Annotated in this window: 23 protein-coding genes and 1 other annotated feature; of the genes, 3 read left to right on the forward strand and 20 right to left on the reverse strand. The window is 45.5% G+C overall.

Annotated features, from left to right (window positions below; all coding sequences use genetic code 11):
- Window positions 1–2 precede the first annotated feature (2 nt).
- The 3 genes from oppC to KY305_RS06935 all read right to left on the reverse strand — a co-directional run bounded on the left by oppC (window position 3) and on the right by KY305_RS06935 (window position 3,603).
- Window positions 3–920 carry an ABC transporter permease gene (gene oppC / locus KY305_RS06925; RefSeq protein WP_214800965.1) on the reverse strand — a complete coding sequence of 306 codons (918 nt, stop codon included), beginning with the start codon at window positions 918–920 and terminating at the stop codon, window positions 3–5.
- A 3-nt stretch (window positions 921–923) separates the two neighbouring features.
- Window positions 924–1,859, reverse strand: coding sequence for an ABC transporter permease (locus KY305_RS06930; RefSeq protein ID WP_223061918.1), 936 nt, complete (start codon window positions 1,857–1,859; stop codon window positions 924–926).
- A 106-nt stretch (window positions 1,860–1,965) separates the two neighbouring features.
- Window positions 1,966–3,603: a peptide ABC transporter substrate-binding protein gene (locus tag KY305_RS06935; RefSeq protein WP_223061919.1), complete on the reverse strand. Its 1,638-nt coding sequence runs from the start codon at window positions 3,601–3,603 to the stop codon at window positions 1,966–1,968.
- 476 nt (window positions 3,604–4,079) lie between these two features.
- Window positions 4,080–4,291: a binding site (T-box leader), on the forward strand.
- Between the two features lie 53 nt (window positions 4,292–4,344).
- Between KY305_RS06935 and trpS the strand changes: the two genes are divergently transcribed.
- Window positions 4,345–5,337, forward strand: a complete 993-nt coding sequence (gene trpS / locus KY305_RS06940) for a tryptophan--tRNA ligase (RefSeq protein WP_223061920.1) — start codon at window positions 4,345–4,347, stop codon at window positions 5,335–5,337.
- Between the two features lie 32 nt (window positions 5,338–5,369).
- Here trpS and KY305_RS06945 read toward each other — a convergent pair whose 3' ends face one another.
- The 9 genes from KY305_RS06945 to KY305_RS06985 form a co-directional block, all read right to left on the reverse strand.
- Window positions 5,370–6,122, reverse strand: a complete 753-nt coding sequence (locus KY305_RS06945; RefSeq protein WP_223061921.1) for a YjbA family protein — start codon at window positions 6,120–6,122, stop codon at window positions 5,370–5,372.
- Window positions 6,123–6,332: 210 nt separating this feature from the next.
- Entirely contained in the window at window positions 6,333–7,244 is a 912-nt protein-coding gene (gene opp4C / locus KY305_RS06950; RefSeq protein WP_223062126.1) for an oligopeptide ABC transporter permease, read from the reverse strand.
- A gap of 15 nt (window positions 7,245–7,259) precedes the next feature.
- A complete protein-coding gene (appB, locus tag KY305_RS06955; RefSeq protein WP_214800950.1) occupies window positions 7,260–8,210 on the reverse strand; it encodes an ABC transporter permease in 951 nt (316 codons plus the stop codon).
- 74 nt (window positions 8,211–8,284) lie between these two features.
- Window positions 8,285–9,913: a peptide-binding protein gene (locus KY305_RS06960; protein ID WP_223061922.1), complete on the reverse strand. Its 1,629-nt coding sequence runs from the start codon at window positions 9,911–9,913 to the stop codon at window positions 8,285–8,287.
- A gap of 77 nt (window positions 9,914–9,990) precedes the next feature.
- Window positions 9,991–10,980, reverse strand: coding sequence for an ABC transporter ATP-binding protein (locus KY305_RS06965; protein ID WP_223061923.1), 990 nt, complete (start codon window positions 10,978–10,980; stop codon window positions 9,991–9,993).
- Window positions 10,977–11,963 carry an ABC transporter ATP-binding protein gene (locus tag KY305_RS06970; RefSeq protein WP_223061924.1) on the reverse strand — a complete coding sequence of 329 codons (987 nt, stop codon included), beginning with the start codon at window positions 11,961–11,963 and terminating at the stop codon, window positions 10,977–10,979. The genes KY305_RS06965 and KY305_RS06970 overlap by 4 nt, the downstream gene beginning before the upstream one ends.
- Window positions 11,964–12,136: 173 nt before the next feature.
- Entirely contained in the window at window positions 12,137–12,922 is a 786-nt protein-coding gene (locus KY305_RS06975) for a DUF2268 domain-containing putative Zn-dependent protease (protein ID WP_223061925.1), read from the reverse strand.
- Window positions 12,923–13,000: 78 nt separating this feature from the next.
- On the reverse strand, window positions 13,001–14,239 hold the full coding sequence (gene fabF / locus KY305_RS06980; RefSeq protein ID WP_223061926.1) for a beta-ketoacyl-ACP synthase II: 1,239 nt from the start codon (window positions 14,237–14,239) through the stop codon (window positions 13,001–13,003).
- A 23-nt stretch (window positions 14,240–14,262) separates the two neighbouring features.
- Window positions 14,263–15,201: a beta-ketoacyl-ACP synthase III gene (locus KY305_RS06985; protein ID WP_223061927.1), complete on the reverse strand. Its 939-nt coding sequence runs from the start codon at window positions 15,199–15,201 to the stop codon at window positions 14,263–14,265.
- A 166-nt stretch (window positions 15,202–15,367) separates the two neighbouring features.
- Between KY305_RS06985 and KY305_RS06990 the strand changes: the two genes are divergently transcribed.
- A complete protein-coding gene (locus tag KY305_RS06990) occupies window positions 15,368–15,601 on the forward strand; it encodes a hypothetical protein (protein ID WP_223061928.1) in 234 nt (77 codons plus the stop codon).
- 29 nt (window positions 15,602–15,630) lie between these two features.
- Here KY305_RS06990 and KY305_RS06995 read toward each other — a convergent pair whose 3' ends face one another.
- The 4 genes from KY305_RS06995 to KY305_RS07010 all read right to left on the reverse strand — a co-directional run bounded on the left by KY305_RS06995 (window position 15,631) and on the right by KY305_RS07010 (window position 18,262).
- Window positions 15,631–15,822 (reverse strand): ComZ family protein, encoded by a 192-nt coding sequence (locus tag KY305_RS06995; RefSeq protein ID WP_214800937.1) that lies wholly within the window; start codon window positions 15,820–15,822, stop codon window positions 15,631–15,633.
- A 13-nt stretch (window positions 15,823–15,835) separates the two neighbouring features.
- Window positions 15,836–16,789, reverse strand: coding sequence for a BMP family ABC transporter substrate-binding protein (locus KY305_RS07000; RefSeq protein ID WP_223061929.1), 954 nt, complete (start codon window positions 16,787–16,789; stop codon window positions 15,836–15,838).
- Window positions 16,790–16,878: 89 nt separating this feature from the next.
- Window positions 16,879–17,445 carry a hypothetical protein gene (locus KY305_RS07005; RefSeq protein WP_223061930.1) on the reverse strand — a complete coding sequence of 189 codons (567 nt, stop codon included), beginning with the start codon at window positions 17,443–17,445 and terminating at the stop codon, window positions 16,879–16,881.
- Between the two features lie 82 nt (window positions 17,446–17,527).
- Window positions 17,528–18,262 (reverse strand): hypothetical protein, encoded by a 735-nt coding sequence (locus KY305_RS07010; protein WP_223061931.1) that lies wholly within the window; start codon window positions 18,260–18,262, stop codon window positions 17,528–17,530.
- 256 nt (window positions 18,263–18,518) lie between these two features.
- Between KY305_RS07010 and KY305_RS07015 the strand changes: the two genes are divergently transcribed.
- Window positions 18,519–18,704 (forward strand): YjzD family protein, encoded by a 186-nt coding sequence (locus KY305_RS07015; RefSeq protein ID WP_223061932.1) that lies wholly within the window; start codon window positions 18,519–18,521, stop codon window positions 18,702–18,704.
- Between the two features lie 42 nt (window positions 18,705–18,746).
- On the opposite strand, the gene KY305_RS07020 is transcribed toward KY305_RS07015, so the two are convergent.
- From KY305_RS07020 to KY305_RS07035, 4 genes are all read right to left on the reverse strand, one after another.
- Window positions 18,747–18,926, reverse strand: coding sequence for a YjzC family protein (locus KY305_RS07020; protein WP_061521800.1), 180 nt, complete (start codon window positions 18,924–18,926; stop codon window positions 18,747–18,749).
- A gap of 93 nt (window positions 18,927–19,019) precedes the next feature.
- Entirely contained in the window at window positions 19,020–19,976 is a 957-nt protein-coding gene (gene argF / locus KY305_RS07025; protein ID WP_223061933.1) for an ornithine carbamoyltransferase, read from the reverse strand.
- Window positions 19,964–23,056, reverse strand: a complete 3,093-nt coding sequence (locus KY305_RS07030) for a carbamoyl-phosphate synthase (glutamine-hydrolyzing) large subunit (RefSeq protein WP_223061934.1) — start codon at window positions 23,054–23,056, stop codon at window positions 19,964–19,966. Before KY305_RS07030 ends, argF begins: the two co-directional genes overlap by 13 nt.
- Window positions 23,049–24,107 carry a carbamoyl phosphate synthase small subunit gene (locus KY305_RS07035; protein ID WP_223061935.1) on the reverse strand — a complete coding sequence of 353 codons (1,059 nt, stop codon included), beginning with the start codon at window positions 24,105–24,107 and terminating at the stop codon, window positions 23,049–23,051. The genes KY305_RS07030 and KY305_RS07035 overlap by 8 nt, the downstream gene beginning before the upstream one ends.
- Between the last annotated feature and the right edge of the window lie 41 nt (window positions 24,108–24,148).

Raw genomic sequence — 24,148 nt, forward strand, 5'->3', positions numbered from 1 at the left:
CCTTATTTGCGTAACTTAGGATCCAGCGCGTCTCTTAATCCGTCGCCGACAACATTAAAGCCAAACATCGCAAGGCAGATAAAGCCGGCAGGGAAGAATAAACGCCAAGGGTAATAGGTTAATGCAGGCAATCCGTCTGAGGCCATCGTTCCCCAGCTCGCAAGCGGCGCCGGTACGCCTAGCCCTAAATAACTTAAAAATGCTTCTGTGAAAATCGCGGTCGGAACCGTCAGTGTCATCGTGACTAAGATAGAACCCATGGCATTCGGAACAATATGCTTAAACAGAAGACGTCCCGTTTTCGCACCCAGTGTTTGGGAAGCAAGCACATATTCCTGATTCTTCAATTGGAGCACTTGACCGCGAACGATCCTCGCCATATTAATCCAGCCCGTTATCGTCATGGCAACGATAATCGTCAGTAAGCCCTTCGGCAGAACAACCATCAGCAAGATAACCATTAATAATGAAGGAACTGCCCAAAGAATGTCCGCGATACGCATCATCACTTCATCAGTGCGGCCGCCGCGGAATCCGGAAATACTGCCCCAGATGACGCCGATTAATAAATCAAGCACGGCAGCGGCTACACCGATAAAGATGGAAATCCGCGCACCTACCCACGTCCGTACGAAGATGTCCCTTCCCAGGTCATCTGTACCGAACCAATGATCCTTAGACGGTGCTTTATCCGCATTTAAAAGATTCGTAGTTGCATAATCATATCTTGAAAAAACAGGGGCAAAAATAGCCATAAGGATAATAAGAACGATCAGTACAAGCCCGACCATCGCAAGCTTGTTGCTGCGAAAGCGAAGCATGGCGTCTTTCCACAGGGAAAGGCTTTTTTTACTTATTTTTTCGGCATCACTGGCATTAGCTGAAGCTGGTTCAAACATATTTTTAGGAATGTTCTGCATGGTCTAGGCTCCTTTCTTTGCTTTAGAAAGCTTGATTCTCGGATCAATCAATCCGTACAGCACGTCTACAATTAATACGCATAAAAGCAGGATAACGCTGAAGAACACGGTAACTCCCATAATGACCGTATAATCACGGTTGGTAATGCTGTTGACAAAATGCGCGCCTAAACCGGGAATTCCGAAAATGGATTCTATGATAAAGCTTCCCGTTAAAATGGACGCCGCCATCGGTCCCATATATGTCACAACAGGCAATAACGCGTTTCGCAGCGCATGGCGCACCGTGACGGACGGACGTGACAGCCCTTTTGCTTTTGCGGTCCGTATGTAATCGCTGTTTAACACTTCAATCATGCTTGAACGGGAGAGCCTGGCAATAAACGCCATCGGCATAGAAGCAAGCGCAATAGAGGGCAAAAAGGTGTATGCCCAGGATTCCCACCCTGCGACCGGGAAGAGTTCCAATTTAATAGAGAAGATATACTGTAATATCGTCGCCAATATAAAGCTCGGAACTGATATTCCAAAGATCGTTAAAATCGCAACGGTATAATCCTGCCATTTATTATGATACAGGGCAGCAATCACCCCAAACAAAACACCAAACGCTAAAGCGAGGAGAATAGCTTCTGCTCCGAGAGTAAATGAAACGGGGAAACCTGAATTGATTAAATCATTTACGCTTTGCCCTTTATATTTAAATGAAGGCCCGAAATCCCACATCGCGACAGACTTTAAGTAGCTGACATATTGGACAACGAGAGGCTTGTCCAGGCCGTAGTGCTCGTTTAAGTTTGCCTCAATTTCAGGCGGCAGCTTTCTTTCGCCTGAAAACGGTCCGCCCGGTGCAGCCTGCATTAAGAAAAATGTGGCGGTGACAATCACAAACAATGTGATGATCATGTAAATGAATCGTTTACCGATATATTTTAGCAAGGTGAACACCTCCATGTTTTTTACAATTTTATACTTAATCAGTAAGAAAGGTATATGGGGACATCCTCCCCATATACCTTGGGTCTTTTGTTTTTAGAGCCGCTTTCTATTCAAAAGAAGCATTTCTAAAGTAGACGTCGCCTGTTCCGGTTACAATGACATTTTTAAGGTTTTTATCCTGCACCCATGTATCTGTATAGAAATAAACTGGCGCGACCGGCATTGCATCAAGGAAAATCTTCTCTGCTTTTTTCAGCTCTTCGATACGTTTATCCGGGTCAGTTTCAAGCTGAGATTGATTCAATAATTTTTTAAACTCAGGGTCTTCCCAACCGGTATCGTTGTTTCCGCCTTCTTTATCGCGGAACAATTCAAGGAAGTTGATCGGATCATTGAAATCGCCGAGCCAGCCCATACGGCCGATTTGATAATCCTGGCTGTGCAGTTTGTCGATGTAAACATTCCATTCGGAGTTATCAAGTTCAACATTAACACCTAAGTTCTTTTTCCACATTTCCTGCACGGCCTGCGCGATTTTAGCGTGCGCCTCATCCGTATTGAAAGATAATTTGATTGCCGGAAGGTCAGATGCTTTCTTAACGCCTAATTCCTTCAAGCCTTTATCAAGAAATTCTTTTGCTGTTTTGACATCATTGTCTTTGAAATATCCTTTAGTATTATCTTTGAAGCCCTTCATTGACGGAGGCACGGCTGCCATTGCCGGGATTTGTTCGCCTTGAGTCACGTTTTTCACGATAGACGCCCGGTCGAGGGCATAAGTAAGAGCTTTCCGAATGTTGACATTGTTCAGCGGTTTGGCTTCTGTATTAAATTTGTACCAATACACGCCGGCAATAGGCTTAACATTCAATGATCCGTCTTTCTTCAAAGTCGGCAGGGATTCTGTCGGAAGCTGTCCAAGCGGCATTCCCGCCCAATCAAGTTCCCCTGCTTGGAATTTTTTAAGTTCCGTGTTGTTATTGTTAATCATCACCATGTTGATTTTCTTCAGTTTTACAGAGTCTTTATCCCAATATTCGTCGTTCTTTACAAGGTCGATAGAACCGCTGTGTTTCCAAGCCGTCATTTTGAACGGGCCGTTTGACACATAATTTTCGCCTGCGTTCGTATTCCAGTTTTTATGTTTTTCTGCAATTTTCTTGTTAATCGGCATGTACGTATAGAATGATGTTAATTGCAGGAAGTAAGGTGTCGGGTTGTTCAGTTCAACCTTTAATGTTTTGTCATTAACGGCTTTTACGCCTACGTCATCAATTTTACCTTTTCCTGTGTTGGCAGCTTCAGCGCCTTTAATATAGTAGAGCTGATATGCGTATTGTGACTCGTTGTTCGGGTCAAGCGCCCATTTCCAAGCATATTCAAAATCCTGCGCAGTAACGGGATCGCCGTTTGACCATTTTGCACCGTCACGAATCGTAAATGTATAGGTCTTTCCGTCTTTGCTTGTTTCGATCTTAGATGCCATTCCTTCTTCAGGCTCACCTTTGGAGTTGACGCGTGTCAATCCTTCAAAGGTCTGACGGATGACACCGCCGGAAACGGAATCGTTAGCTAAACCGGGATGTAAAGAGAATGGTTCTGTTTTAATATTGATGTGAAGTGATGTCTGCCCTTTGGTGTCATTCTTCCCACCGCCGCCTGATCCGCCGCTGAATCCGCCGCATGCACTTAACACGAGCGAGAAGATAAGCATTAAACCCACAATAGACCAACGCTTTTTCATGCACTAACCCCCTAATTAATTTTTCAGCCTTTACTACTAAATACTCAGAAATATCAGACAAAATAACTTAATATTTTTCTAAACTTTAATTGTGTTCCGTCTTTTCTGATTATTTTATGTAAAGAAGCTGTAACAATAGAGTGAACAAGTTCATTATAATGAAATGAATAATTTATTGCAATACTATTTTCTCAATTTAAAATATTTAAATTTGGTCAGTTTTTCTGCCAAAAACGTGACACCCTTCTATAGTTTAAAGCATAACTAAACTAAATTTTCCACAAAGAATTTCCAGTTCATATTGCTTTTTACATATAATATTCGTTATACGAAATGTTGATATGTGTTATCATTTGGGCATTTCCAGACAATTTCGTGATTTTTCGAACCGTGAGTGAACTGGAAAAAATCTTGTATTCTTCTGATGACATTTGTCTATAATTGATTTATAATGGATCAATCAAACATAATTGTTGTGATTCGCTATGATGAAGAGTAGTACACATTTCAACCCATTTGAAGAGAGCCTGCGGTGCTGTGAGCAGGTAATGGGCAATGTGGAATGGACTTCTGAGCAGCTGACCGAACGTAAGTAGGCTCAGCCGGAGCAGTCTCCGTTACCAACGTCTCGAGCGATTCCATTGTTATGGAATAATCAGGGTGGCACCACGGTTCATTCGTCCCTTTTTCTACGGGAAGAATGGGCTTTTTTTATTATGTTTTAGAAACGAGGTATGGATTATGAAGAAAACAATTTTTTCAGGCATTCAGCCGAGCGGGTCAGTAACGCTCGGAAACTACATCGGAGCAATGAAGCAATTTGTCGATTTGCAGCATGATTACAACGGCTACTTTTGTATCGTTGATCAGCACGCGATTACGGTGCCTCAAGATCGGCTTGAGCTGCGGAAAAACATCCGCAATCTTGCAGCGCTGTACGTAGCGGTCGGGCTTGACCCCGAGAAAGCGACACTGTTTATCCAATCAGAGGTTCCCGCTCACGCCCAAGCGGGTTGGATGCTTCAATGTGTCGCATATATCGGTGAACTTGAGCGGATGACGCAGTTTAAGGACAAGTCTAAAGGCAAGGAAGCCGTTGTTTCCGGACTGCTAACATATCCGCCGCTTATGGCCGGAGATATTTTGCTGTACGGAACTGACCTTGTCCCTGTCGGAGAAGACCAGAAACAGCACCTTGAGCTGACCCGCAATCTGGCGGAACGTTTCAACAAAAAATACAATGATATTTTCACGATCCCCGAGGTCAAAATCCCTAAAGCGGGCGCGCGCATCATGTCGCTGGCTGACCCGCTGAAGAAAATGAGCAAGTCAGACTCGAACCAAAAGGCATTTATCACGCTGCTTGATGAGCCGAAGCTGCTCGAAAAGAAAATCAAGAGCGCCGTAACCGATTCTGAAGGAATTGTAAAATACGATAAAGAAAACAAACCGGGTGTCTCTAATCTGCTTACCATCTACTCGATTTTGGGAGGCGCATCGATCGAAGAATTAGAGGCTAAATATGAAGGCAAAGGCTACGGCGAATTCAAGAGCGATTTAGCTGAAGTGGTGGTCAATGCGTTAACGCCGATTCAAGAGCGCTACCGCGAATTAATTGAAAGTGACGAATTGGACCGGATTCTCGATGAAGGTGCAGAGCGCGCCAACAAGGCGGCCGGCAAAATGGTGAAAAAGATGGAAAACGCCATGGGGCTCGGACGGAAAAGACGATAAAAAAGAGGCGGGGTATCCCTGCCTCTTTTTCTTTAATTCACTTTTGATTCCTGTTCCATCTCCCAAAGCTTCTCGAAAAACGGCTGCCCTTTTATCAAGTTTTCACAGAAAGCGAGATGCTTGTCTGACCAGCCTTCAATCGTTTCATTATAAAGCATGTCCCAAATCTCCTCAAAGCTCATTCGTTTGATCTGCTCATACATATGCGGATTCCACTCAGTATACCAATACACAATTTCCGCTCGGTTTTTCAGCCCTTTCAGCTGATCAAGCGCCATAAACATCAGCTGCTTGATCTGCCGCTCTTTTCTCGTCAGTCCTCTGACGTGCTCCGGCGCCAATGATAAAATGTGATATTCCTTTGAAGACTCCAATTGCTTCGGCTCAAATTGATAGGTTTCGGGTTCTACATCCTTTACCATTTCATAGACAAGCTGCTCCTGTCTCGGAATCAGGCGGCTCTTTCTGACCGGAATGGTATACCCGATCGTATCCACGGCAATGATGCCGATTCCGTCTGTTACGACAAAACAATATTCAAGCTTCGACCGCTCATGGTTTTTTCGCACGTATGATTTTTGGTGAACTTCATCAAGCAGCTCTTTCGGAAGCTCCGATAAATCGTTTTCTATGTAATGAAATAACACCGACGGCACCCTGAGCAATGGCGTCTGATCCAAAAGCTCAACCGTGTCTTCCTTCCGCCATTCGTGAAAATGGCATACATTGTAGCCGTTTTCTTCCCCTTCAAACCAATTCACCCACACATCATGAAGAAATAACATATTCGACCCCTCACTTTATAAAAACTGTTGTCCACAGTATAGGCAAGGGGAAGATAAATTATTCCATTTAGATATGAGAATTCCGCTTCAGCCTGAGAGACTCGCCTTTTTCACCTTTCCTTCAATGGTCAGCGTGCTCGGAAGCCTTCATTGCAAAACATGATACAAGGATCAAAAGAATAAAAAAATCTCCCGTTGTGAATCGGGAGATCATTTCACATTCTTAGGATCGAGCGCATCGCGCAGCCCGTCACCGACAAAGTTGAAGCATAATACGGTAAGAAGAATGAACAGTCCAGGGAACAATGGATACCACCATGCCTGTATCATAATCGTAAAGTTTTGCGCATCTTGAAGCATATTTCCCCAGCTTGCAATGGGCGGCTGTATTCCGAAACCGAGATAGCTCAGCGCGGATTCAGCCAGAATAACCGAGCCGACTTTTAAAGTTGCTGATACAATGATCGGTCCCAGCGCGTTGGGAAGGATATGAGAAAAAATGATTTTATGCGTTTTTGTCCCGATTGTTTTGGCAGCCAGGACATATTCTCTTGAACGTAATGATAAAAATTCTCCCCTGACCAAACGCGCAGTGGTTGTCCACCCCGTCAGACAAAAGATTAAAATCAATTTGTCCACACCCGGCCTAAATATGGTAACAAGCGTAATCAATAAGAAAATATCAGGTATTGAAAGCACTATATCAACTAAACGCATAATAACAGCATCCACAATGCCTTTAAAATAGCCTGCTAACGCGCCTAAGATGGTTCCGATAAAAATGGAGCCGACCACAGACGCAAAACCGACTAATAAAGAGATCCGCGCGCCATATAATATCCTGCTGAAAATGTCACGCCCAAACTTATCCGTTCCCATCAAATGCTCAAGCCCCGGTGCTTTAAATTTATCAAGCAAACTTTGCTGCTCTTGCGAATAAGGAGCAATCACCGGCGCCAAAATCGCTGACATAATAATTACAAACAGAATAATAGCACCCGCAACCGCCAGTTTATTTTTCGAAAACTTTTCCCAAAAGATCTTTGTCATGGTTTCCGGCTTTTCGGCAATATTTTCTTTCAGCCCGACCTCCGGTGCTGGAGGTGTGTTTAATTCGGCCATCATCGTTCCCCCCTTTTAATATTCAATTCTCGGATCAACCACTGCATATAAAATGTCAGCGACAAGGTTGCCGATCACCACAAGGACGGCTGAAATGACGGTCATCGCCATAATAACCGGATAATCACGCTGGAACGCTGAATCGACAAACAGCTTTCCTAACCCCGGCCATGTGAATATTTGTTCTACGACAACAGATCCGCCGATAAATGAGGGGATCATCAGTCCAAAGATTGTAATAACAGGCAATAACGCATTCCTCAGGCCGTGCTTAAATAACACACGATTTTCTTTAAACCCCTTCGCTCTTGCCGTACGGATATAATCCTGATTTAATACGTCCAGCATATTTGATCTCGTGTATCTTGTCAGACCGGCCATATCGGCCGTCGCTAATACAAATGCAGGCAAAATTAAATGATGGATACGGTCAAAAATATTGAAGTCCGTGTTCAGCGTCTCGACACCTCCGGTAGGAAACCAGCCGAGGTTTACAGATAGAACCATGATTAAAATTAATCCAAACCAAAAGTTTGGAATGGCCAATCCTATAAATGAGGTAAATGTAATGCCATAGTCTAGTTTTGAATAGGGTCGTTTTGCGGACAAGACGCCAAACGGGATAGAGATGATAAGAGCTAAAATCGTTGAAACGAGCATCAGTATGAGCGTATTGGGCATTCGGGCCATAATCAGTTCTGAGACAGGTGTTCCTTTTCTGACAATTGACGTTCCGAAATCCCCCTGAACCATATTGCCGAGCCACTTTAAATATTGAACATACTGAGGATCATTTAACCCGTATTTTTCAATAAATTGTTCTCTGTCGGCCTGGCTGATTTTCGGGTCCATCATTAACGTCATCGGATCTCCCGGCGCAGCTTTCATGATAATAAAAGATAAAATGGTTATCCCCAATAAAATCGGAATGGACATCAATGTTCTTCTGATAATATATGTAGCCATATTCTTGTCCCCTTTACTATCCTTATTAAAAACAGAAGAGGGAGGAAACGCTCTCCCTCCCCTCTAAGGGAAAATTATTTTGCAAGCCACCACTTTTGAATATTATACAAATCACGTTTCGGATGGTATTTGTATCCCTCAAGGTTTGCCGGCATTGCCATGTGGTTGTTAGGGTAATACAAGAACGTATACGGCTGATCTTCCGCGATTTTTTGATAGATTTGCTCGTATTCTTTTGAATACTGCTTTCTGTCGCTGATCGATTTTGCATCCTTCATGAGTTTATCCGCTTCAGCATTCTTATACCACACATAGTTTAAGCCCTTTTTAATCTGATTTGAGTGGAAGATGTCATATTGGTCTGGGAAAGTAGATAAACTCCAGCCCATGACCATCGCGTCAAAATCCCAATTCGGAGGATTCATCTGTTCAACAAGGGCGCTCCATTCTACAATCTGAGTCTTCACTTCAATACCGATTTTCTTCAGCTGTTCTTGAACGACTACAGCGATGTCTTCCCGGACTTTGTTTCCTTGGTTCGTTTTCAGCGTAAACGAGAATTTCTTTCCGTCTTTATCTAAAATGCCGTCACCGTTCGTATCTTTCCATCCGGCTTCTGCAAGCATTTGTTTTGCTTTTTTCTCGTTATACGTGAATTTCGGTACTTCAATATCTTTAGGATAGTTCCAAGATAAAGGACTTTCCGGAATGTAGGCTACCTTGCCGTCTCCATCTAATACTTGGTTGACGATTGACTCACGGTCAAGAGCGGTTGTGAGCGCCTGGCGGACCTTTTTGTCCTTAAATAATTCATTCTTCTCATTCCAGCCGATGTATACATAACTTAATGCCAGATCAGTGACTACTTTGAGGTTATTAAATTTTTCAGCGGTTTTATAGTCAGTGGCCGGCACATTAAAGAAATTAATATCGCCAGCTTGGAGCTGAGCTACCGCGGCATTTGCATCCGGGATAATTTTGTAGGTCACCGTATCTAAATATGGTCTTCCTTCAAAATAATCATCATTCGCTTCGAGTTTAATATATTGCCCCTGTTTCCATTCTTTAAATTTGAACGGGCCTGATCCGATTGGTTTTTTTCTATTAAATTCGTTTTCTTCCAAATCCGCAACCGGAACATTACCGAGAATATGCTTCGGCAGAATGGCTGTGCTGTCTAAAGCATTGTTATAGAAATTACCGTCTTTATATTTCAGCTTGAACAATACTTCGTAATCGCCTTTTTTCTCTACGGATTTCAGCATTTCATAAGTTGATCCGCGTTCTCCCTTGTAATCTTTGCTTAACGGGACACTGTACGTAAATACAACGTCATCTGCGGTCAGTTCTTTCCCGTCGTGAAACTTAACGCCTTTTTTAATCTTCACATCGTACGCAAGCCCGCCGTCTAATTCTTTAATGCTTTCAGCAAGCGACAATTTCACGTTCAGTTTTTCATCCGTTTTCGTTAAATAGCTGTAAAGCATATTCTCAACTTCAGTACTTGCATCATCTGTGGAATACAGCGAGTTAAAGAGTGTAGGCTCCCCGATGGACCCGACAACCAAATCTCCGCCTTTTTGCGGTTTGCCTGCCGGTTTGGATTCGGAGCTTGTGGATTTTGAGCCGGAGCAGGCTGACAGGAAGATGGCGAGCGCCATAAAAACACTTAGCATCATCAGTGCAGATTTACGTAATTTCATATCAATTCCCCCTTTGTGATATATATGCGGCAAGTTCGTTATGTAATCCGGCATACCCCCTCTCAAAGCTTGTCACTTCAGGCATACAAATGGCAGGCGACGAAATGAGCGGGAGCGGCTTCTTGGAATGCCGGTATTTGTTCTTTGCAAATCGGTTTGGCCATCGGGCATCTTGTGTGGAACACACAGCCTTTCGGCGGGTTGGCCGGGCTTGGCAATTCTCCTTTCAGGATGATTCGGTCCCGCTTGACGGCTCCTTTTTTTCTCGTGACCGGCACTGAAGAAAGAAGCGCTTGCGTATAAGGGTGAAGCGGGTTGTCGTAAAGCTCGTGCTTATCGGTCAGCTCCATCATTTTTCCGAGATACATGACGCCGACTCTGTCGCTGATATGGCGGACAACACTTAAATCGTGAGAGATAAAGAGATATGTCAGATTAAATTCTTCCTGCAGTTCTTCCATTAAATTGATGACTTGGGCTTGGATGGAGACATCAAGAGCGGAAACGGGCTCATCCGCAATGATCAGCTCCGGATTTAATGTAAGCGCCCTTGCGATGCCGATCCGCTGGCGCTGGCCTCCGGAAAACTCGTGCGGATAGCGGCCCGCAAAGCTCGGATGAAGCCCGACTTTCGCAAGCAGCTCTTCTACTTTTTCGTTTCGTTCGCGAAGGCTGTACATATGGTGAGTATGAAACGGTTCTTTAATTATGGAACGCAATGTTTTTCTCGGATTGAGTGATGCGAAGGGATCTTGGAATACCATCTGAATATTTTTGCGGACGCTTTTTCTGAGCTTTTCTTCAGACAAGTTGGAAATATCCCGGCCTTTAAAAAGAATCTGGCCGGCTGTGGGTTTGTATAAGCGGATCATCGTTCTGCCTGCAGTTGACTTGCCGCAGCCTGATTCTCCGACGATCCCGAGCGTTTCACCGCGCTTCAGTGAAAAGGACACACCGTCTACAGCTTTTACGTCCCCGACTTTTCTTTGAAAAAAACCGGAGCGGATCGGAAAATATTTTTTTACGTCTTTCAGCTCTAAAATGGTTTCTTGGTTGGCAGCTGTCATTTTGAATCGGCACCCTCTTCCTCATATAAGAAACATCTTACAGAACGGCCGTTTTGATGTGTCATGAGCGAAGGCTGCCCCGTCCGGCATTTATCCATCGCTTTTGAACATCTTGGAGCAAAACGGCAGCCTTCCGGCAAATTGTCCGGTGTCGGCACGCTTCCTTTGATCGCATTCAATGTATCAATCTCTCCGTCTATCACCGGAATGGAGGTTAACAGTCCTTCCGTGTACGGATGAAGCGGTTCTAAAAATAATTCATCGACGGTTGCGCTTTCTACGACTTGTCCGCAGTACATGACGATCACCCTGTCAGCCGCTTCTGAAACGACGCCTAAATCATGGGTGATGAGCAAAATGGAAGTATCGAATTTTTTGCAGAGGTCTTTCATCAGCTCCAGCACCTGGGCTTGTATCGTCACATCAAGCGCCGTCGTCGGCTCATCGGCAATCAGGAGCTTCGGATTGCAGCTGAGCGCGATGGCGATCATGACCCTCTGCCTCATTCCTCCTGATAAGCGGTGCGGATATTCTTTTAACATTTGTTCGGCTCTGGAGAATCCGACCAATTTCAGAAGTTCCACTGCCTTTTTCAAGGCTTCTTTTTTGCTCATTTTTTTATGGTATTCAAGCACTTCTGTAATTTGTTCACCGATGGTCAGCACCGGATTGAGGGAAGTCATGGGTTCCTGAAAAATCATAGAGACGTCATTTCCGCGGATTTTGCAATATTCGTTTTCGTTAAAGGAGGCCAAGTCCTTGCCTTCAAGCTTAATCGAGCCGTCCATTATTTTCCCGCCCGAGCTTTGGACAAGTCCCATAATAGAAAGCGAGGTGATGCTTTTGCCCGAGCCGGATTCTCCTACAAGCGCGACGGTTTCACCTTTGTTAATGTGAAAATCAACACCGTCAACTGCGGGAATCGGCTGCTTTTTTCTGAAAAAATAGGTCTTTAAATTATTCACTTCTAATAGTGTGCTCATGATACTCCCCTTTCTCATTCCGCTGCATCAGAGGAAAACATTCGTTTCGCTATCACAAAATATAGAATAGTCGAAAAATTTTATAGTTGTATATTATTACATCATTATTACAAAAGCAAGAATTTTTTAGGATAAATGTAATATCCTTAAATAATTTCCATTCTTTTAATCTTTTAAAGCGTTGCTTCCAGAAAGGTTTTCGAGGGGATGGACAGCGCTTCCTCCACTGTTTTGTTATTATCTGTTAAATATTTTTTTACTATATTGAATCCGACGGCATAGCCAAGCATTGAGGGAACGTATCCTTTGCCGAATAACAGCTGGGAAAACTGTCTGCTGTCTCTTGTTAACCGGAGATTTGGCTTGATTCTTTTTTCAAACAGAAACTGCAGCTGCTCAGGCGTATAGTAGGACGTCCACTCCGCCGTAAGGCTTGAGCCGAAGCGCTCATAAACAGCATATTCTGCCAGTCCCTCCATCATGATTGTATCAAGTAATGTGATATCATTTTCATCCTTTGTCACATGTTCTAACCGGCAGACATGATTATATTCATGCGTCATAATGGCGGAGACAGCCGAATTAGAACTATCTGACGATAAGAAGAGGAACATTTTATCCCGGAAGGCAAGGCCGGATTTTGACCCGAACTCCAAACGAAGTCTCCGATTTCGTTCATCGACAGGCAGAACAATAATCGGCACGTCAGGCCCGTTCCACTTTTCCTTTAGATTCTTCTCTTCCTTTTGAACATGGCTGAAACATCCTTTTTCTTTCAGCTGATTGATTGTAAATGATCCGTCTTTCATGTTGCGAAACATCCCGTGGTTTTGGAGAGTTCCGAGTATCGGCTTCCAATCTTTCTGTTTTGCTCCTGAAAAAAGCGGTAAAATGTGTACGGCTAACTCATCTATAGATGCCGCATTTTTTATCCATTTGTATGTTTGTTTGACACTCATGCTGGTTCGCCTCCTCTTTTTATCATATGCAGGCAAAAAAAACCGGCCACCCTTTTGGGCAGCCGGCCAATGACTGTGTTATTGATATTTTTTGAAGATCAAAGTGGCATTATGTCCGCCGAATCCGAGCGAGTTGCTGAGGACGACGTTTACATCCTGCTGACGCGCTTTATCCGGTACGTAATCTAAATCACATTCTTCATCAGGCGTTTCAATATTGATCGTCGGCGGAATGATTCCGTCTTTAATCGCCATAACGGAGAAAATCGCTTCGATACCGCCGGCAGCTCCTAACAGGTGGCCCGTCATTGATTTTGTCGAGCTGACTGCAAGCTTGTACGCATGATCGCCGAAAACGGTTTTAATAGCCATTGTTTCGTATTTATCATTGTAGTACGTGCTTGTCCCATGAGCGTTGATGTAATCAATATCTTCCGGCTTGATGCCGGCATCCTTGATCGCTTCCTGCATTGCTCTGGCTCCGCCTTCACCGTCTTGGGCAGGCGCGGTAATGTGATAAGCATCACCCGTTGAACCGTAACCGACAATTTCTCCGTAAATTTTCGCGCCGCGGGCAAGCGCATGCTCTAACTCTTCAAGCACAATGATTCCCGCGCCTTCCCCCATGACAAACCCGTCACGATTTTTATCAAACGGGCGGCTTGCCGTTTTCGGATCAGGATTTGTAGAAAGCGCTTTGTTGGCGCTGAAGCCCGCAAATGACATTCTTGTCAGCGGCGCTTCCGTACCGCCGGTAATCATCGCATCAGCATCGCCGCGCTGGATGACTTTAAACGCGTCTCCGATAGAGTTCGTTCCCGTCGCGCATGCCGTCACCGTACAGGAGTTGACTCCTTTCGCTCCGAGTGCGATCGAGATTTGGCCTGTCGCCATATCCGGAATCATCATTGGAACAAAAAACGGGCTGACCCTTCTCGGCCCTTTTGTTAAGAAGATTTCAAATTGCGATTCAAGCGTTTCAAGGCCGCCGATGCCGGACCCCACCCAAACGCCGACTCTTGGCGCAATGTCTTCTGTAATGTTCAGACCTGCATCTTCAACCGCCATTTTCGCGGCCACAACTGCATATTGTGTGAAGCGGTCCATTTTTCTCGCTTCTTTTTTATCCATAAAGTTTTCAATGTTGAAATCTTTCAGTTCAGCGGCTACTTTCGCCGGATATTCATCCGATTCCACACGTGTGATCGGACCGATTCCGGACACGCCGCCGATTGCATTTTTCCAGCTTGTTTCGGCGTCGTTGCCAAGCGGAGACAGGGCTCCGAGTCCTGTAACGACTACTCTTTTTTTACTCATCTTGTGTGCACCTCACTTTTTTTCTATCGTCCCCAGCGCAATGCGATGGCGCCCCATGTTAATCCTCCGCCGAATCCAACCATGACGATGACATCACCGTCTTTGATTTTTCCGGCTTCTAGTTCCTCTACTAATGAAATCGGAATAGATGCAGCAGAAGTGTTTCCGTATTTATGGACAGTTTTAGACATCTTTTCAACCGGAAGCTCCAAACGTTCCCGCGCCGCTTCCATAATGCGGATATTTGCCTGATGGGGAATTAAAAAGTCTACGTCCTCCTTGGAGAGGCCGGCTTTTTCAATGACATTTACACTTGATTCACCCATTTGGCGGACGGCGAATTTGAATACTTCTCTTCCATGCATGATTGTATGTCCTTTTTCATCTAAGTACAAGTGCTGGCCGCCTGTTCCGTCTGCTCCAAGCTCAAATGACAGAATGCCTCTGTCGTCGCTGACAGGCCCGATGACCGCCGCGCCCGCTCCGTCCCCAAACAGAACGGCCGTGTTGCGGTCTTCCCAGTCTGTAATGCTTGAGAGTTTTTCCACACCGACCACAAGAACATGTTTGTATGTTTGTGATTCAATAAATTGTTTAGCAGTCACAATACCATACATAAAACCTGCGCATGCGGCGCTGATGTCCATTGCGCATGCTTTTTTGGCACCCAGCTTTTCTTGAATCATACAAGAAACGGTCGGGAATGACTGGTCAGGGGTAACGGTTGCGACGAGAATCATATCAAGATCCTCAGCCGATACGCCCGCCTGGTCAAGCGCCTTTTGTGCAGCCTCAGCAGCCATGCCTGATGAATACATGTCTTCAGCAGCGATTCTTCTTTCTTCTATACCTGTTCTCGTCCGAATCCATTCGTCCGATGTTTCTACCATTTGTTCAAGATCATGATTTGTCAGCACTTTTTCCGGAATGTAGCGGCCGACTCCAAGTATTCCAGCTTTCATACGGAAGACTCCTTTATATAGTGAATTTAAAAATTAATTATTAAGATCAATTATTAGTATCAGGTGCTAATTCTACCCTATTTTTTTTCTGTTGGCAATATATTCGTCTAAACTAGACGCGCTTCTCTCTCATAGAATACCTCAAAGACGAAAGGAGGCCTTAAGTATGGACATTTTCACGAAAATGATGTTCGGCAATATTGAGGACCGTGAAGACCGGGAAGATCGGGAGGAGCAAAAGGAAGAGAAAGAAGAGCCTGAAGCTGATCCCGAAGAGACAATCGATTACAATCATGTGATGAATCAGCTCGGCGCCATTATGAACTCCCTCGATCAATTAAAGCCAGTCTTTAAAGACCTCGCGCCGATGGTGTCCGCCTTAAAGAAAAAAATCATGTGAAAAGCCACTTCCATTAAAAGTGGCTCTCTTTATTTATTCGGCTCCCCGGCATCGGATTTGCCAAGCTCATAAGCTTCCGCCATGACTGAAGTAAACAGGTTCATAAACGGCTGGATCATTTCCATAGACAGATCAATGCCTGATTTCTCAAGCTCCGCCTTCGCTTCCGGCAAATATTTCATTGCGATCTGCATAAATTCAAGCGATTTTTCATGCTGCATGTGTATCCACCTCTTATTCATTTGACGGCAGTTCATTTGTTTGATTATACGTTTTTACAAGATCGGCTATCTTTTGCTGAAAAGCTTTGTCCACCAGAGGGCTGAAGGTTCCCATTTCGACGACTCCGTCTCTGAAATCGAAGCTATGGTCTCCGCTCTTTAAGACACCTTTATTATACTGTTCTGCGATCAGTGTGTAGGCTTTATCTACATTTTGCACCGTGCTTGTCAGCACCGTGTTTTTGCCTAAATCAGCTTGATCAGCGACATAGCCGATGGCGTACAGTCCGTCTTTTTTTATTTGCTGAATGACAGGAACATTATACCCGTCTCCGGCCGGATACACAACATCCGTGCCCTCATCCTTTAATTTCCCGTAAAGGTGCAGCGCTTCATTGTCATTATCCCAGTGGTCTGTAAATTCAGTATTGACGATGATGTCGGGGTTTTCATATTTTGCCCCTTTGATAAAGCCGTCTACTTCGGGCTGCCATAAAAATGAAGCTATAACGCCGACCTGATTGGTTTTGGACATGTGGGCAGCGGTCATTCCGCCGAAAAAGCCCATTGCTTCTCCCATGAGATGGACGCTTGTGACATTGTCGCCTTTAGCCGTTCCGTTGGAGATGACGAATTCCATGTCAGGATAGTCCTTGCTGATCATATTAAAGATTTCCTCATATTCTTTTCCGTGTCCGTATAAAAGATTGACACCTCTTTTATGAAAGTCCTCTATCGCTTTTAAAATATCTTCGTCAGATCTTATATTTTCTTTATAATAAACGTCTACGTTAAATTCAGATTGTATCGCTAATAAACCTTTGTAACCTTTTGTGCCCCATACCAGATCATTGATGGTATCGGGAAAAAGCATTCCGACCTTCTCAATTTTTCCTTTAAACGGAGTTTGTGCGCATCCGCTCATTAAAAGGAGGACAGAAAAGATCATGACAAGCCTGGTAATCAAGCCATGTTCAACCCCTTTTCAAACCCATAACATGTATATTTGATATACGTTTATTGTAGCGGTAATGCACATAACATGGAAGGTTTTTCTTAAAATTTGTCGAATATTGATGAAAATTGTCTTTTCCACTCTTGAATTTTTTCTTCCGCTTCGTATTTTTCCGTTTTTTCTTCTATTTTCAGCGTCAAAACCGAATCTTCATCTTTTATGCTGTCTGATTCCAGCTTGTTTTTCAGCTGAGCGGCTGCGTCATCTAAAAAAAAGCGGTTTTCGCTGTCTTCTTCCGGCTCCCTCCACGGACCGTACAAAGGCGGAAGGATGATGGCCCGGGCCGCTTCCCTCTGGCAGCTCTTTTCCCATGCTTCGAGATCCTCGCTGTATATGATCCAATACAGAGGTTCCGTCCTATCTTCAGGAAGAAATCCGCTTCCGTATTGAATGCAGATCTGATCGTATGTCTTTTCGCCGATTTCATCTATTTTCTGAAAATGCTCGTTTCTTCCGAGCCACATTAATCTTTCTTCCAAATACAGCTGCCGGGTTTTATCTTCCGGTTGAGCCAGAATGACATCAACGTATGTTCCTTCATCCATCAACTGCTCGCATAATGAAAGGCCGAGAAATTCATCTGCTCCAATTATCAGCGCTTGCTTCATCTCATCTGCCGCCTTTCCGGTTTTTCATTGGCGCACAAGCCAAACAGCCCTCTGAAAAGAGATGGCTGTTGTATTCTATTCACTACAGTTCTTTTTCATGCCTGCGGAAAAACTGACAGATGGCGCCATACATCCGTGCGGGATGCTCAAATAAATGATAGGTAATATCCGCTTTGCTTCCGGCCCTTTCCAACGCTTCTTTATATGCGTTCGCATGCAAGGGGGGTGGATACGGCGCTCCGGTCATTCTTTGCCAAATATGTACCGGAACGCGGGTGGAGAAGCCTGAAATGGTTTGATAGCGGCGTGAGCTTGCTTCTTTTTCAGATATGCCGAAGCTTGCGGCAGCTTCCCTCAGAAATTGTTTATAGAAAAATTTATTTTCTTTTTCAGATTCAAAATGAGCTTGAAGATCAAGACAAGGATTCAGCATTGCGGCTGAACGGATATGTTCCGGGGAAAAACGCAGCAATTGATCGGCGCAGAGGGCGCCCATGCCGTCTGCCAACAGATGAATTTTCGGATTGAGGATTTCTTGTTTCAGTACATAGTGGATCAGCTGCTTGGCGTAGGCGACCGCTTTTTCCGCTCCCCAGTGCCGGCCGTACAAATTGCTGTTGAAGATGGTATAGCCTTTTTCCCTCAGCATGTTTAACAGCTGATTTCTTCCGTAATGCTCGAGCCAAAAGCTGGAGTCCCCGCTGACATAGTGTGTTCTGTCACCAAGGATAAAGACGCCGAAGCCGTTCGGCTGATACGGAAGGTGGATGACGTTCGGCTCAGACCCCAATTGGAAAAACCTTTCCGTTATCCCCAACCTTCCCGCCTCCTTTCACTCCTAATCTCTCGCTATCTTATGTAATAGAAATGAAACGGATAAGGTATACCCCTATTTACTCCTATGTTTTGGCTATTATACCAAATACCGATACTCTATTTTATCATTAAATAGGCAGAAAGCAGAGTGAATGGCGATGCCGGAGACCTTCATTTTGATGCGAAAATTGCCTTTCGCCCGGGCTTTATGTATGGTATGATACAACGTAGAATAAAATGAAGGACGAGGTGGAAACGTGCGGTTTATTATTGCTTTTATTTGGACGTTCCTTTTATCACATATGGCCTGTTATCTGGTCGCTTCCATGAACAGTGCGGCATACAGCTTTAAGCAATCTTCCGTTATTGCCGTCATCATTGCGGTGCTTGTCTTTGTTCTTGCGGAAATCATGCCTGTAAAACAGGATGCCGGACAGCATTAATTGATAAAATGAAAAAACCTGCTGACAGCAGGTTTTTTTCGTTCACGGCTTTCTCTGGTACGTCCACAGCCTGTTGTGATTTGAGGTTTCAGGAAACATGTCTCCTGCGGTCAGCTTGATTTTTTGCGGATTTTTAACCATACTCCCCGTCTCGCCGATTTCAACGTACACACCGTTATTCGGCGCTTTTTGTCCGGGCCGGAATTGATGCTGCTGTCCCACGTCATTTCCTCCTTTTTCTTTTTAATGTAGTATGCGCTTGTATGCGGGATAATATGTTCAATAAAAAAGCCGCCGATTCGGCGGCTTTCTTCGTTATTGCTGTTTGCAAAGAAGGGCTTTCAGCAGCGCCTTCTGTGCGTGGAGCCGGTTTTCCGCCTGTTGAAACACAGCAGAGTGCGGGCCGTCGATAATGTCAGACGTTACCTCTTCCTCTCGGTGGGCGGGCAGGCAGTGCAAAAATGTATAGTCCGGCTTTGCGAGGGTGACGAGTGACGCGTTTACTTGATACGGCGCAAAAACCGTAAGCCGCTGCTGCGACTCTTCTTCCTGCCCCATGCTTGTGAAGACATCGGAATAAATTACATCAGCGCATTGCACCGCTTCTTGAGGGTTTTCGGTAAGGGTCATTTTTGTCCCGGACAGCGCCGCGGCCTCTTTCGCCGCCTTTACCGCCTCTTCCTCAACTTCATAGCCTTTCGGTGATGCTATCGCAATATCACAGCCCATTTTGGCGCAGCCGATCATAAGGGAATGCGCCACATTGTTTCCGTCTCCGATATAAGCGACTTTTACGCCCTTCAGCTTCCCCTTTATTTCTTGAATCGTTAACAAGTCCGCGAGCGCCTGGCAAGGATGGTACCGGTCGGTCAGCCCGTTAATGACGGGAATGTCAGCGTGCTCGGCAAGATCCTCCACTTTTTCATGCTCAAAGGTGCGGATCATGATGGCATCAACAAATCCGGACAGCACCTTCGCCGTATCCGCGACCGTCTCGCCGCGCCCCAGCTGCAAGTCGCCGCTTGACAGAAACAGCGCTGTCCCTCCAAGCTGCGCCATCCCCGCTTCAAAGGACACACGCGTCCGCGTCGATGATTTTTCAAAAATCATCGCCAGTGTTTTCCCTTGGAAAATCGGCTGGATCGGATTTTGTTTTAATGATGAGGCTTCCGCAAGAAGCGCATTGATGGCGGACGCGCTGAGGTCCTTTAACGTCAGAAAATCTTTTCCGTACAAATTGGTTAAAGCATGTTCAGCATTTACTGTGTGCATGACGCCACTTCCTTTTGATAGAGATCTCTGAGTGAAACAGGCTCAGGCTTGCCAGAGCCGCTCGCTAAAAACGCTTTTACGGTTTCCGGTTCGGTAAAGACCGTCACGCCGTGCGTCATGGCTTCAAGCCGCTGACTGCGGGCTTCTTCAGAGTCATTGAAATTGATATGGACCGCTTTATCCTTTCGGTCTGCCCAGGCTGAAAAAGAGCTTTCGCACACTGTAAAGCCCGCGGCTTCGGCCAGTTGTGCCGTTTCTTCATCTCCGCCTTCTAAATAGATACTTCCTTTTTTCTCCCACACATGCGCGTAGATTTTTTTCAAGGCGCTTTCGGCGTCAAATGCGACACACATGCCTTCTCCAGTCGACTTCATTTCAGGTCCGAGCTTTACGTCTACATCTTGGATGGCGTGGGATGAGAACACCGGGAATTTGACTGCTGTTCCGTACTGATTTTGAATGACCGGGTTCACGTCTTGTAAGGATGCGCCCGCTAACAGCCGGGTGGCGAGCGGGATCATCGGCACTCCCATCACTTTAGAGATAACGGGAACCGTGCGGCTTGCTCTCGGATTTACTTCGAGAACGAGAATCTCCCCTTTATCGATGACAAATTGAATATTCATGATCCCTTTGAATGATAGTTTTTCCGCTATTTTTTCTGCGGCTTTCTTCATGCCTTGTTCAAGTTCCGCAGTGACAGACGGCCCCGGAAGGATCGCAAAGCTGTCGCCCGAATGGACGCCGGCACGTTCAATATGCTCAGTATACGTCGGAATGAAGACCTCTTTTCCGTCAGAAATCAGATCGATCTCCACTTCTTTTCCTTCAATATATTGATCGATAAGAATCGGGTACGGCATGCCTGTTTCCTCTTCAAGAAGAGCGGAGAGAGCCGTTTCTGATTCGATGATGATCATACCCATACCGCCAATGACGTAGGAAGGGCGGATCAGCACCGGATACCCGATGCCTCTTGCTTTTCGGACGGCTTCTTCCTTAGAATAAGCCGTTTCCCCTTTTGCATGCTTCAGGCCGAGTTCATCCAGCAGCTTATAAAAGCGGTCCCGGTCCTCCAGCGCATCAAGTGTCTCAAATGACGTCCCGAGCAGCGGAATGCCCGCTTTTTCCAGCGATTCAGCGGCATTGATAGCGGTTTGCCCCCCGAACTGGACGATGGCAAAATCGATTTTTTCATGTTCCGCTACATTTAAAATATGTTCTGCCGTCAGCGGTTCGAAATAGAGCCGATCGGCAATTTCGTAATCCGTGCTCACCGTTTCCGGGTTGTTATTGATCATGATCGTTTCAAACCCGAGCTTTTGCAGGGTTAAGACACCATGAACGGCGCTGTAATCAAATTCTACGCCTTGCCCGATACGGATCGGGCCTGATCCTATAATGAGCGCGCGTTTTTTCTCTTTGCGGCTGATATCTCCGTCACTTTCTCCGAGATACGTGGAATAAAAATAGTTCGTTTTGGCGTCAAATTCAGCTGCACACGTGTCCACGATTTTAAACGATGGCTTGATGCCTGTTTCTTTTCTGAAAGCGCGGACGGCTTCTTCCGTTTTTCCTGTGAGAGATGCGATCATCCCGTCTGTGAATCCCTTTACCTTCGCTTGTTTCAAAAGCGGTGCCGTCAGGTTTTCCCCTTCTTCCATCAGCTTGTTTTCCAATGTGATGATATGACGGAACACATGAAGAAAAAACGGATCGATTTTTGTTTTTGCATGGATGTCTTCTACAGTCACACGGCGGCTCAACAGCTCCATCACGACGAAAAATCGGCGGTCATCCGGCACCTCGGCTAATTCCCACAGCCGTTTCAGCGTATAGCCGCCGAGCTCAGGCAGGCGGGTGCCGATAGTTTTTAATTCAAGCGAGGCCGCCGCTTTTTGAATGGCTGCCTCAAGATTCCTTTCAATAGCCATGACCTCGCCTGTTGCCTTCATTTTCGTTCCGAGCGTGCGGTCAGCATTTTTAAATTTGTCAAACGGCCATCGCGGGAATTTCACGATGACATAATCAAGCGCCGGTTCGAAGCTTGCGTATGTGGAGCCAGTCAGCGGGTTTTTCAGTTCGTCAAGCGTATAGCCGACGGCCAGCTTTGCCGCCATTTTGGCAATTGGATAGCCTGTTGCTTTTGAAGCAAGTGCGGATGACCGGCTGACCCGCGGATTCACTTCGATCACGTAATACTGTTTGCTGAAAGGATCAAGCGCAAATTGAATGTTGCAGCCTCCGACCACATCAAGCGCCGAAATAATCGCTAAACTTGCCGACCGCAGCATTTGATATTCTTGATCCGTTAAGGTTTGAGACGGAGCGACAACGATGGAATCTCCAGTATGCACGCCGACCGGATCAATGTTTTCCATATTGCAGACGGTAATGCATGTGTGATTTCTGTCGCGCATCACCTCGTATTCAATTTCCTTAAAGCCCGCGATGCTTTTTTCGATCAGGCATTGGTGAATGGGGCTGGCTAAAAGCGCCTGCTTGATAAGCTTCTGAAACGCCTCTTTCGTCCGGGCGATTCCGCCGCCCTTTCCGCCTAATGTGTAAGCCGGCCTCAGGATGACGGGGAATCCGATGGATTTTGCGAAACGGAGAGCGTCTTCTTCATTGTCGACGATTTCACTGTCCGGAACGGGCTGGTGAAGCTCGTTCATCAAGGAGCGGAACTGTTCCCGGTCCTCACCTTTTTGAATGGTTTCCACCGATGTGCCCAAAAGCTTCACATGATGCTTTTTCAGCACCCCTGCTTCTTCAAGCTTAACGGCTAAATTTAACGCGGTTTGGCCTCCTAAATTAGCAAGCAGCCCGTCTGGCTTTTCTTTTTCGATAATGACCTCAAGACTGGCGGTTGTGAGCGGTTCAAAATATATTTCATCGGCAAAGGCCTCATCCGTCATAATCGTTGCGGGATTGTTGTTTACCAGAATTACGCGGTATCCTTCTTCTTTCAGGGCCATGCAGCCCTGCGTGCCTGAATAGTCAAATTCTGCCGCCTGGCCGATGATAATCGGGCCAGAACCGATGACTAATATGCTGGAAATTGTCGTATCTTTAGGCATGAGCGATTTCTCTCCTTGCTGTTATCACTTTCTCTATATATTCATCAAATATCCACTCACTTTCAGCCGGTCCGGGGTGGGCTTCAGGGTGGAACTGAACGCTTAAAACAGGAAGGCGTTTGTGACTGAGCCCTTCGACTGACGTGTCATTGACATGATGAAACCTGATGGACAGCTCGTTTTCGTCAATTGATGCTTCGTCTACGACATAACTGTGGTTTTGGCTTGTCATAAACACCCGTTTCGTTTTACGGTCAATGACGGGGTGGTTGGCTCCCCTGTGTCCGAACGGCAGCTTATACGTATTCCCTCCGAAAGCAAGGGCAATAAGCTGATGGCCGAGACAAATGCCAAGCGTCGGAAAATCACTGATAATGGATAAAATCAGTTTCATGTGCGGCGCAATCGCCTTCGGATCTCCGGGCCCGTTTGAAAGTACGATTCCGTCAGGATTGATATCATAAACAGCATTCATTTGCTGATACGGAATGACCGTCACCTTGCAGCCCCGTTTCATGAGTGATGAGGCGATAGATTTTTTAAAGCCGAAATCAATCAGCGCGATATGCTGTTGCCCGTCTCCCATGACGGTGATGTCTTTTGCTGCCGCCTTTTGTGCCGGATTTTCTTCCTGCGGCAAGGCAGGCAGTGCTCCAGATGTCGAAATGGCTGCGTTCATCGTGCCGCCGGAACGGATTTTTTTAACGACGGCTCTCGTATCAACCTGAGTCAGAAGCGGGATGTTCCACTTATTTAAATACTCCCTTACACTTGATACCGCTTCATGATGAGAAAAGTGTTCACATGCTTCATAAACGACAGCGGCCTTCACTTGGGGGATTTTGCTTTCAAGGTCTTTCTCATTCATTCCGTAATTTCCGATCAGCGGATACGTAAAGACGATAATCTGCCCTTTATATGACGGATCCGTCAGCACTTCCTGATAGCCCGTCATCCCGGTAAAAAAAACGGCTTCGCCTGTGCAGCTCGCTTCTTTGTCAAGTTCACCGCTGAATGAAGTTCCATCTTCCAATACTAAATACCCTTTCATCTAAAGCTCACCTCTTGATGAATAATTAATTAAATAAATGA

The organism is Bacillus sp. YC2 (assembly GCF_019891195.1).
GTDB lineage: Bacteria > Bacillota > Bacilli > Bacillales > Bacillaceae > Bacillus.

Excerpts from the sequence above, each read along its gene's own strand:
- oppC (WP_214800965.1), bottom strand. The coding sequence starts at position 920 with ATGCAGAACATTCCTAAAAATATGTTTGAACCAGCTTCAGCTAATGCC.
- KY305_RS06935 (WP_223061919.1), bottom strand. The coding sequence starts at position 3,603 with ATGAAAAAGCGTTGGTCTATTGTGGGTTTAATGCTTATCTTCTCGCTC.
- trpS (WP_223061920.1), top strand. The coding sequence starts at position 4,345 with ATGAAGAAAACAATTTTTTCAGGCATTCAGCCGAGCGGGTCAGTAACG.
- KY305_RS06945 (WP_223061921.1), bottom strand. The coding sequence starts at position 6,122 with ATGTTATTTCTTCATGATGTGTGGGTGAATTGGTTTGAAGGGGAAGAA.
- opp4C (WP_223062126.1), bottom strand. The coding sequence starts at position 7,244 with ATGGCCGAATTAAACACACCTCCAGCACCGGAGGTCGGGCTGAAAGAA.
- appB (WP_214800950.1), bottom strand. The coding sequence starts at position 8,210 with ATGGCTACATATATTATCAGAAGAACATTGATGTCCATTCCGATTTTA.
- KY305_RS06960 (WP_223061922.1), bottom strand. The coding sequence starts at position 9,913 with ATGAAATTACGTAAATCTGCACTGATGATGCTAAGTGTTTTTATGGCG.
- KY305_RS06965 (WP_223061923.1), bottom strand. The coding sequence starts at position 10,980 with ATGACAGCTGCCAACCAAGAAACCATTTTAGAGCTGAAAGACGTAAAA.
- KY305_RS06970 (WP_223061924.1), bottom strand. The coding sequence starts at position 11,963 with ATGAGCACACTATTAGAAGTGAATAATTTAAAGACCTATTTTTTCAGA.
- KY305_RS06975 (WP_223061925.1), bottom strand. The coding sequence starts at position 12,922 with ATGAGTGTCAAACAAACATACAAATGGATAAAAAATGCGGCATCTATA.
- fabF (WP_223061926.1), bottom strand. The coding sequence starts at position 14,239 with ATGAGTAAAAAAAGAGTAGTCGTTACAGGACTCGGAGCCCTGTCTCCG.
- KY305_RS06985 (WP_223061927.1), bottom strand. The coding sequence starts at position 15,201 with ATGAAAGCTGGAATACTTGGAGTCGGCCGCTACATTCCGGAAAAAGTG.
- KY305_RS06990 (WP_223061928.1), top strand. The coding sequence starts at position 15,368 with ATGGACATTTTCACGAAAATGATGTTCGGCAATATTGAGGACCGTGAA.
- KY305_RS06995 (WP_214800937.1), bottom strand. The coding sequence starts at position 15,822 with ATGCAGCATGAAAAATCGCTTGAATTTATGCAGATCGCAATGAAATAT.
- KY305_RS07005 (WP_223061930.1), bottom strand. The coding sequence starts at position 17,445 with ATGAAGCAAGCGCTGATAATTGGAGCAGATGAATTTCTCGGCCTTTCA.
- argF (WP_223061933.1), bottom strand. The coding sequence starts at position 19,976 with ATGCACACAGTAAATGCTGAACATGCTTTAACCAATTTGTACGGAAAA.
- KY305_RS07030 (WP_223061934.1), bottom strand. The coding sequence starts at position 23,056 with ATGCCTAAAGATACGACAATTTCCAGCATATTAGTCATCGGTTCTGGC.
- KY305_RS07035 (WP_223061935.1), bottom strand. The coding sequence starts at position 24,107 with ATGAAAGGGTATTTAGTATTGGAAGATGGAACTTCATTCAGCGGTGAA.